This window comes from Gordonia rhizosphera NBRC 16068, from assembly GCF_000298195.1.
GTDB lineage: Bacteria > Actinomycetota > Actinomycetes > Mycobacteriales > Mycobacteriaceae > Gordonia > Gordonia rhizosphera.
In genome coordinates, this window is sequence record NZ_BAHC01000007.1 from 1 (window position 1) to 9515 (window position 9515).

The following is a 9515-nucleotide window of genomic DNA, read 5'->3' on the forward strand; positions in this document are numbered from 1 at the left end:
CCTTGTATCCGATGAACACCTCATCCGGATACAGGGCCTTCGTCCTGTTCTGGGGTCCGATGTCGTCCCCGTCGATTTCTTCACAGAGGCTTCGAAGCATAGATTGGCTGCTATGACAGATCGTGACCGCACGCCCCGGCGGGGCGGCGCACCTGCCCGTCCGCAACGCACGCGGGGTACAGGTTCCGCGGGCCGTCCTGACGAGCCGGCACTGCCCGACGACGTCGCGGCCTCCGACCTCGACACCGAGGTACGTCGTGACCTGCTGACGCTGGACAAGACGAACGCGGAAAACGTTGCGCGCCATCTCGTGATGGTGACGCGTCTCCTCGACGAGGATCCGGCCCGTGCCCTCGAACATGCCCGTGCGGCGCGGCGGCGGGCCGGTCGTGTGGGCCTGGTTCGCGAGACTGTCGGTATCGCCGCCTACAACGCGGGCGAGTGGCAGGAGGCGCTCTCCGAGCTGCGTGCGGCCCGGCGGATCACCGGGAACTCGGCGCTGCTGCCCCTGATCGCCGATGCCGAACGAGGTCTCGGTCGTGCGGCACGGGCGATCGAGATCGCGCGCAGCGAGGAAGGTCGTGCGCTCACCGGAGACGAGGCCACCGAGATGCGCATCGTCGAATCCGGGGCCCGTGTCGACCTGGGCGAACCGGAAAAGGCCGTGGTGACACTGCAATCGGAGGATCTCTCGCCCGGGCGCTCCGGGACCCCGGTGGCGCGCCTGTATTACGCGTACGCCTCGGCGCTCGCGGCGGCGGGGCGCACCGACGACGCGATCACCTGGTTCATGAATGCGGCGTCGGCCGATGTCGACGACGTGACCGATGCCGAACTGCGTCTGGTCGATCTGGCGTCCGACACCGAACCCGACATCGAACTCCCGACCGACGGCCACGGGCCGGAGTCCGGAGCCGAGGCGTCATCGGGCGTCGTCCCCGAGGACGGTGCCCTCGGCACACGCTACGACGCGTTGCTGCTCGACCTCGACGGCACCGTGTTCGCCGGGCAACGTGCCCTTCCGGGCGCTCGCGAATCGCTCGAAAACGTCAACACACCACAGTTTTTCGTCACCAACAACGCCAGCCGACGACCCACCGAAGTGCTACGGCATCTCTCCGAACTCGGTTTCTCGACCTCGGTCGACCACATCGTCACCAGCGCCCAATCGGCGGCGCGGCTGCTGTCGGAGCATCTCGAGCCCGGTTCGCGAGCCCTGGTCATCGGCACCGAGGGCCTCGCCCAGGAGGTACGTGAGGTCGGCATCGCGGTGACCCGCAGCGCCGACGACCGACCCGCCGCGGTGATCCAGGGTCACTCCGTCGACACCGGGTGGGCCCAGCTGTGCGAGGCGGTCCTGGCCATCAATGCCGGTGCGCTGTGGATCGCCTGCAACACCGATGCGACCCTGCCGTCCGAACGGGGCAATCTCGTCGGCAACGGATCGATGGTCGCCGCGGTGGCCAACGCCACCGGGCAGGAACCGCTCGTCGCCGGTAAGCCGGCGGCACCGCTGATGGCCGACGCCATCTCCCGCAGCCGCGGATCCAAGCCGTTGGTGGTCGGGGACCGGCTCGACACCGACATCGAGGGCGCGCATTCGGTCGGCGTGGACAGCGCGCTCGTCCTCACCGGCGTGAGCTCGGTGGCCGACCTGCTGGTCGCGCCGCCCGAACAGCGGCCGACCTACGTCATCGCCGACCTGACCGGGTTGTTCACGGATGCAGACAGCGTCCGTGCTGGTGAGCAGCCGGGGTGGCGGATCGCGGTGGACGGAAACGCCGTGACCGTGCACGCCGACGGCGACGGACGCCGCGAAGGTCTCCTGCCGGCGCTGGCCGCGTCGGTGTGGCACGCGATCGACGAGAACGGCCTCGATCCGGCGCTGCTGCAGGTGTCCGGTGCCGACGAGCAGGTGAGCGGTCTGTTGGAGTCGGCCGGCGTCGGCGCGGTGCGCTAGCGTTGATGCCATCATGACCGAACCGACGTCTCGCGGCCCGGTCCCGGGTCCACCGCGCCCGGGACCACACCTGATGCCGCGTGCGGTGGCCGAGGAGACGGTGGATCCGTCGGCGGTCACCGACACGGTGATGGCTCTGCTCGCCCAGGTCGACGAGATCCGGCAGGCGACGGGAGACGGTTTCGATGCCGCGGCGCTCGCCCGTCAGACCGAGCTGCTCGAACATGCCCACGAGGCGTTGACTCACGCGTTGGAAGATGTCGACCCTCGATAGGAGCTGCTGACACGTGGCCCCACGCGCGCGCCTCGACGCCGAACTCGTCCGTCGTGGCCTGGCCCGGTCGCGGGAGCAGGCCCGAGGACTCATCGCCGACGGACTGGTCAAGATCAACGGTGTGGTCGCGGCGAAACCGGCGACCAATGTCGCCAAGGACACGCCGATCGTCGTGGTGGACAGCGTCGGTGACGATTGGGCGTCGCGCGGCGCACACAAATTGATCGGTGCCCTCGAGGAGTTCGAGCCGATGGGCCTGGCGGTACCGGGGCGGCGCTGCCTCGACGCCGGGGCCTCGACGGGGGGCTTCACCGACGTGCTGCTGCGGCGGGGCGCCGGGCAGGTCGTGGCCGTTGATGTCGGCTACGGCCAGCTCGTCTGGCGCCTGCAGGACGACGCGCGCGTGGACATCCACGACAGGACCAACGTGCGCCACCTGAGTCCGGACGACATCGGCGGCGAGGTCGACCTGGTCGTCGCAGATCTCTCGTTCATCTCGCTGGCGCTGGTACTACCGGCGTTGGCGGCCTGCACGCGCGTCGGTGGCGACCTGGTCCCGATGGTGAAGCCGCAGTTCGAGGTCGGTAAGGAACGCGTGGGTTCCGGTGGCGTCGTCCGCGACCCCGCCCTGCGGGCCGAAGCGGTGCTGACGGTGGCCCGGACGGCTGGGCGGCTCGGTCTCGACACGCGCGCAGTGGTCGCCAGCCCTCTGCCCGGTCCGTCCGGGAACGTCGAGTACTTCCTGTGGCTGCACAAGACACGTGAGGTCGAGCAGGACCGGCCCGACGAGCACGTCGGTGCCCCCGATAAGGTCGGAGACCGAGAGGACGCAGGGGCGGGGACCGATGACGCACCGCTGATCGCCATGATCGCGAGAGCCGTCGAGAACGGGCCGGCATGACCGACGAAGGGACCACAGTGGCCACAGCCGAGGCCGCCGATAGGGCCGAGCACCGGGAGTTCCTGGTGGTCGCCCACACCGGACGCGACATCGTCACCGAGACGATGGACGCCATCGCCCGGCACTGCGCGGCTGCCGGGGTCAAGCTGCGCGTCGTCGACCACGACACCAAGGTCCACGACGTGACGGTGCCGGCCCGGCCCTGCGCCGAACCCGCCCGGCCCGAGAGCCACCCGGTCGATCCGGAGCATCTGCGTAGCATGGGCGCCGCCGTCGAGGTCACCTCCGCGGTACCGGCCTCTGCCGAGGGGTGCGAGGTCGTCATCGTGCTCGGCGGTGATGGCACGTTCCTGAGGGCCGCCGAACTCGCCTACCCGGCACAGGTTCCGGTCCTGGGCATCAACCTCGGCCGGATCGGGTTCCTCGCCGAGGCTGAGGCCAACAGGGTCGACGAGGTGATGCGGCAGCTGATCGACCGCGACTACCGGGTGGAGCCGCGGATGACGCTCGACGTCAGCGTGATCGACCCGACGCGGCCCGGTGAACCACCGGTGCACACCTGGGCGCTCAACGAGGTTGCCATCCTCAACCGCACCAACAACGGCGTGCTCGAGCTCGTCACCGAGGTCGACGGGCGCCCCGTGTCGGCCTTCGGTGCCGACGGTGTGCTGGTATCCACCCCGACCGGTTCCACCGCTTATGCTTTCTCCGCGGGTGGGCCGGTGATGTGGCCCGACCTCGAGGCGATCCTGGTGGTGCCCAGCAACGCGCACGCGCTGTTCGCGCGGCCACTGGTCACGAGCCCACGGTCACGCGTTGCCATCGAGATCGACAAGAAGGGTCGGCCCGCGGTGGTCCTCTGCGACGGCCGGCGGCGCATCGAGGTACCCACGGGTGCCCGGGTGGAGGTTGTCCGCAGCGAACTGTCGGTGCTCTGGGTCCGCATCGACTCCGACCCCTTCACCGATCGCCTCGTCACCAAATTCGATCTGCCCGTGACGGGATGGCGGGGGAGGCAGAGCTAAAAGGTGCTCGAAGAACTGTCCATCGAAGGCCTCGGTGTCATCGAACGGGCCTCGGCGCAATTCCATCCGGGCTTCACCGTGCTCACCGGTGAGACCGGCGCGGGTAAGACCATGATCGTCACCAGCCTCCACCTGCTGTCGGGTGCCCGCGCGGATGCCTCCCGGGTGCGGACCGGGGATGCGAAGGCCACCGTCGAGGGTCGGTTTCTGCTCGCGGAGGGGGATCGGGTCGTCGCCGAGATCCTCGAGTCGTCGGGTGCCGACGTCGACGACGACGGCACCATGATCGCGGTGCGTTCCGTCGGCGCCGATGGACGTTCCCGGGCTCATCTGGGTGGCCGCTCGGTGCCTGTCGGGGTGATGGGCCGGCTGACCAACCAGCTGCTCACCATCCACGGCCAGAACGACCAGCTGCGGCTGCTCAAACCCGAACATCAGCGGGCCGCGTTGGACGCCTTCGGCGGAGCCACGGTCGCTGCGGCGCTGAAGGCCTATCGCGCCGCGCGCGACCGCTGGCTCGAGGTCCTCGACGAGCTCGACGCCCGGCGCACCAACTCGCGGGAGCTGGCGCAGGAAGCAGACCGGCTCCGGTTCGGGATCGACGAGATCGCGGCCGTGGATCCGCGGCCCGGCGAGGACGTCGACCTCGCGGCGACCATCCGGCGGCTGTCGGACCTGGAGACCATCCGCGCGGCCGCGGCGCAGTCACACGAGATCGTCGCCGGGGATGCCGGATCGGTCATCGACGGTCTCGGGCAGCTGCGCAGCATCCTCGACGCGACACCCGACGACACGCTGCGCGATCTGCTGCCCCGGGTCACCGAGGCGCTGACCGTGGTCACCGACGTCGGTCAGGAACTGACCTCGTTCATGGCCGACCTGCCGGCCGACGCCGAGGAACTCGAGAAGCTGCTCACCCGGCAGGCCGAGTTGAAGGCGCTGGTGCGCAAGTACGCTCCCGACATCGACGGGGTCATCGAGTGGCGCGATGCCGCCGAGTCCCGACTCGGCGAGATCGACGATCCGCAACGGTCCATCGCCGAACTCGAGTCCACCGCAGCAGCCCTGCAGGCGAAGGTCTCCGACGCCGCCGCGGCCCTGCATCGGCGCCGCGGCACCGCGGCGAAGTCCATGGCCGCCAAGGTGTCCGCCGAGCTGCGTGGGCTGGCGATGGGCGACGCGCTGCTCGCCGTCGGTGTCACGCCCGAGGAAGCCTCCGACGACGACCGGCTGGCCATCGAACTCGATGGGCGCCGTGTGCACGCCGGGTCCGCGGGTACCGACCGGGTCGAGTTCGCGCTCCTCGCCCACAAGGGCGCGACCGGGCTGCCGATCTCCAAGTCGGCCTCCGGCGGCGAGCTGTCTCGCGTGATGCTCGCGCTCGAGGTGGTCCTGGCGGCCCCCACCAGCGGATCGATCATGGTGTTCGACGAGGTCGACGCAGGTGTGGGCGGTCGTGCCGCGGTCGAGATCGGGCGACGGCTCGCAGGTCTCGCGCGCGCCCATCAGGTCATCGTCGTCACCCACCTGCCCCAGGTCGCGGCCTTCGCCGACAACCACCTGGTGATCGGCAAGAACTCCACCCCGGCGCGCTCACGCGGTCCACACACCAGTACGGTGCGCACGCTCGACCGTGACGAACGGGTCGCCGAGCTTGCGCGGATGCTGGCCGGCCTCGGCGACTCCGACACCGGTCGGGCACACGCGGAAGAACTTCTCGCCACCGCGGAGACCGAGAAGGCGAAGGCCGGAGCCCTCGATGAGCGCTGACGGCTGTTACTGATGTGACAAAAGTTGTAATTGTTACGGCGCGCCTCCACGCGATGGTGTGTGCCCGCGTTAATCATGGGCGTCATGAAGATGCCTGCTCTGCTTGCCCGTACGACCAACGAACTGCCTGGCGTCACCGGAATAGCCAGGATCGACAAGAACACCCGCCGACTGCTCGACCGGGTCGGCCCGGGCGACATCGCCATCATCGACGAGGTCGATCTCGACCGGATCACCGCCGATGCGCTGGTGCAAGCCAACGTCGTGGCCGTCGTCAACGCGTCCGCGTCGATCTCGGGGCGCTACCCGAATCTCGGGCCCGAGGTCCTGGTCGCGTCGGGCATCGTCCTGCTCGACAACGTCGGACACGAGGTCTTCAAGAAGGTCAAGGACGGCGCCAAGGTACGGATCGACGACGATCGGCTCTTCGTCGGTGAACGCCGTCTCGCTCTCGGCACCGAGCTCGAGGAGCGCGACATCGCCGACCGGATGATCGAGGCCAAGACCGGACTCGTCGATCATCTGGAGGCCTTCTCCGGCAACACGATCGAGTTCATCCGCAGCGAATCCCCGCTGCTCATCGACGGGGTCGGGGTGCCCGACGTCGACGTCGACCTCGCGGGCCGCCACGTCGTCATCGTCGCCGACGGCCCCGACCGGGCCGCGGATCTGAAGGCCCTCAAACCGTTCGTCAAGGAGTACGCGCCGGTCATCGTCGGCGTCGGGGCCGGCGCCGACACGCTCATGAAGGCCGGGCACAAGCCGGCGCTGATCGTCGGTGACCCCGATGAGATCAAGACCGCCACGCTCAAATCCGGTGCGCAGCTGGTGCTCCCGGCGGACCCGGACGGCCACGCCCCGGGGCTCGCGCGGATTCAGGATCTCGGGATCGGCGCCACCACCTTCCCGGCGGCCGGTTCGGCGGCGGATCTGGCGTTACTGCTCACCGACTATCACGGTGCCGAACTGATCGTCACCGTCGGCTACCCCGGCACGCTCGACGACTTCTTCGACCGGTCCCGGCGCGAGAGCAACCCGTCGACCTTCCTGACCCGGCTGAAGGTGGGCCCGAAGCTGGTGGACGCCAAGGCCATCGCCACGCTGTATCGCAGCCGCGTCTCCGGGGCCGCCATCGCGTTCGTGATCCTGGCCGCCCTCATCGCGATCATCGCGGCGGTCATGCTCTCGAGCCTGGGCCCCGAGATCACCGATTGGGGGATCGCGCAGTACCACCAGGCCGTCGACTGGGCGCATGAGGTCTGGAACAGCAGGTAGCAGATGATCTCCCTTCGGCAACACGCGATCTCGCTCGTCGCGGTGTTCCTGGCCCTCGCGGTCGGTCTGTTCCTCGGTTCCGGGTTCATCGGTGACAGCGTCAATTCCGTGACCGGGACCTCCCGGGATCGCATCGGCGATCTGGAGAGGGAGCGCGACGAACTCAACCAGCAGCTCAACGCCGCCAACAGTTTCGAGGCGGCGATCGCGCCGAGGCTGATCGAGGGCACTCTGACCGACCACTCCGTGCTGGTGGTCACCGCACCCGGTGCGGTCGATGCCGACGTCGATGCCGTCAAGGAGTCCATCGCGTCGGCGGGCGGCCGCTTCGCCGGCCAGATCGCGTTGACCGATGCGCTGGTGCGCGATCAGGACGCCGAACAGCTCCGCACGATCGTCGACCAGACGATTCCGCCCGGCACCACATTGCGTACCGAACTCACCGATTCCGGCGGCCGCAGCGGCGACCTGCTCGGCGCGTTGCTGCTGCACCGCGACGGGGCCGCTCCGGCGTCGACGAGCGATGCCCGGCTCGGACTGCAGGCGCTGCGCGAGGGTGGCTTCATCTCCTTCGCCGACCGTGCCGTGCGCTCGGCGGACCTCGTCGTGATGGTCACCGGCGACGCCCTGCCCGCCAATTCCGGAGCGCAGGGGCAGTTGCTCGCCCGTCTGGCCGCTGCGATGGCCGCCCGCGGGCAGGGTGGCGCACTGGTCGGTCGGAGCGGATCCGCGGCCGGAGGCTCCCCGATCGCCGTCGTCCGCGCCGACCCCGGACTCGGCAACGCGGTGTCCACGGTCGACAACGTCGATCAGCAGACGGGTCGCATCACCACCGTGCTGGTACTCGAGAACGAGTCGTCGGGCAGGACCGGCGCCTTCGGCACGGGAGCCGGCGCCCGGTCGATCACCGTCGGCGGAGATACAGGGCCGGCTGCGTAGTCGTCGCCGGGGCACAGCGGTGTGGCGGCAGTCGAACCGCCGGTGAGGTGTTACCCTGGAGTCCCGTAGGTAAGCAGGCTGTTGTGGCCTGATTCAGCCGACGGGAGACGCGTTTTGCGACCACTGCGCCATGTGCAAGATGGCACCAAGCATATTTTCGTGACGGGCGGTGTCGCCTCGTCCCTCGGAAAGGGACTGACGGCATCGAGTCTCGGTCAGCTCCTCACCGCACGCGGCCTGCGGGTCACGATGCAGAAGCTCGACCCGTATCTGAACGTCGATCCGGGCACGATGAACCCGTTTCAGCACGGCGAGGTCTTCGTGACCGAGGACGGCGCCGAGACCGACCTCGACGTCGGACACTACGAGCGGTTCCTCGACCGCAATCTGTCCCAGTCGGCGAATGTGACCACCGGACAGGTGTATTCGACGGTGATCGCGAAGGAGCGGCGCGGCGAGTACCTGGGGGAGACGGTCCAGGTGATCCCGCACATCACCGACGAACTCAAGTCCCGCGTCCTGGCCATGCAGGAGCCCGGTGAAGACGGTCACGCACCCGACGTGGTGATCACCGAGATCGGCGGCACCGTCGGCGACATCGAATCGCTGCCGTTCATCGAGGCCGCTCGGCAGATCCGCCACGATGTCGGACGCGACAACGTCTTCTTCATCCATGTCTCCCTGGTGCCCTACCTCGCGCCGTCGGGTGAATTGAAGACCAAGCCCACCCAGCACTCGGTGGCCGCCCTGCGCAACGTCGGCATCCAGCCCGACGCACTGATCCTGCGTTGCGACCGCGACGTCCCTGAGCCGCTGAAGAACAAGATCGCACTGATGTGTGACGTCGACGTCGAGGGTGTCATCTCCACGCCGGACGCGCCGTCGATCTACGACATTCCCAAGGTGCTGCACCGCGAGCAGCTCGACGCCTACGTGGTGCGCAAGCTCGGCCTGCCATTCCGCGACGTCGACTGGACCGAGTGGGGTGACCTGCTGCGGCGGGTGCACGACCCGCGCGAGTCGGTAACCGTCGCCCTCGTCGGCAAGTATGTGGACCTGCCCGACGCCTACCTGTCGGTCACCGAGGCGATCCGGGCCGGCGGCTTCGCCTGGCGTGCCCGCACCGAGATCAAATGGGTGCCATCCGACGACTGCCAGACCCCCGAGGGTGCGCAGGCCGCGCTCGACGACGTCCACGCGGTGCTCGTCCCCGGTGGATTCGGCATCCGCGGTATCGAGGGCAAGGTCGGCGCGATCACCTATGCACGCCGCCGCGGGATCCCGCTGTTGGGGCTGTGTCTGGGTCTGCAGTGCGCGGTCATCGAGGCCGCGCGCGCGGCCGGACTCGACGGGGCGAGCTCGACCGAGTTC

At 69.0% G+C, this 9515-nt stretch carries 8 protein-coding genes; all 8 read left to right on the plus strand.

Translation table 11 applies throughout. The annotated features are described in order from the left end of the window. Positions 1-112 precede the first annotated feature (112 nt). On the plus strand, positions 113-1960 hold the full coding sequence (locus GORHZ_RS00495; RefSeq protein WP_006329248.1) for an HAD-IIA family hydrolase: 1848 nt from the start codon (positions 113-115) through the stop codon (positions 1958-1960). A gap of 13 nt (positions 1961-1973) precedes the next feature. Next, on the plus strand, positions 1974-2234 hold the full coding sequence (locus GORHZ_RS00500) for a hypothetical protein (RefSeq protein WP_040529525.1): 261 nt from the start codon (positions 1974-1976) through the stop codon (positions 2232-2234). A 13-nt stretch (positions 2235-2247) separates the two neighbouring features. Continuing rightward, positions 2248-3135, plus strand: coding sequence for a TlyA family RNA methyltransferase (locus GORHZ_RS00505; protein WP_006329258.1), 888 nt, complete (start codon positions 2248-2250; stop codon positions 3133-3135). A gap of 17 nt (positions 3136-3152) precedes the next feature. Next, positions 3153-4160 carry an NAD kinase gene (locus GORHZ_RS00510; RefSeq protein ID WP_006329259.1) on the plus strand — a complete coding sequence of 336 codons (1008 nt, stop codon included), beginning with the start codon at positions 3153-3155 and terminating at the stop codon, positions 4158-4160. Between the two features lie 3 nt (positions 4161-4163). After that, complete coding sequence (gene recN / locus GORHZ_RS00515) at positions 4164-5930, plus strand: DNA repair protein RecN (RefSeq protein ID WP_006329260.1); 1767 nt, start codon at positions 4164-4166, stop codon at positions 5928-5930. A gap of 84 nt (positions 5931-6014) precedes the next feature. Further along, positions 6015-7205, plus strand: coding sequence for a putative cytokinetic ring protein SteA (gene steA, locus GORHZ_RS00520; RefSeq protein ID WP_040529529.1), 1191 nt, complete (start codon positions 6015-6017; stop codon positions 7203-7205). Between the two features lie 3 nt (positions 7206-7208). After that, on the plus strand, positions 7209-8144 hold the full coding sequence (locus tag GORHZ_RS00525) for a copper transporter (protein WP_006329263.1): 936 nt from the start codon (positions 7209-7211) through the stop codon (positions 8142-8144). A 114-nt stretch (positions 8145-8258) separates the two neighbouring features. Then, a partial coding sequence (pyrG, locus tag GORHZ_RS00530) for a CTP synthase (RefSeq protein WP_006329264.1) occupies positions 8259-9515 on the plus strand: 1257 nt, incomplete at its 3' end.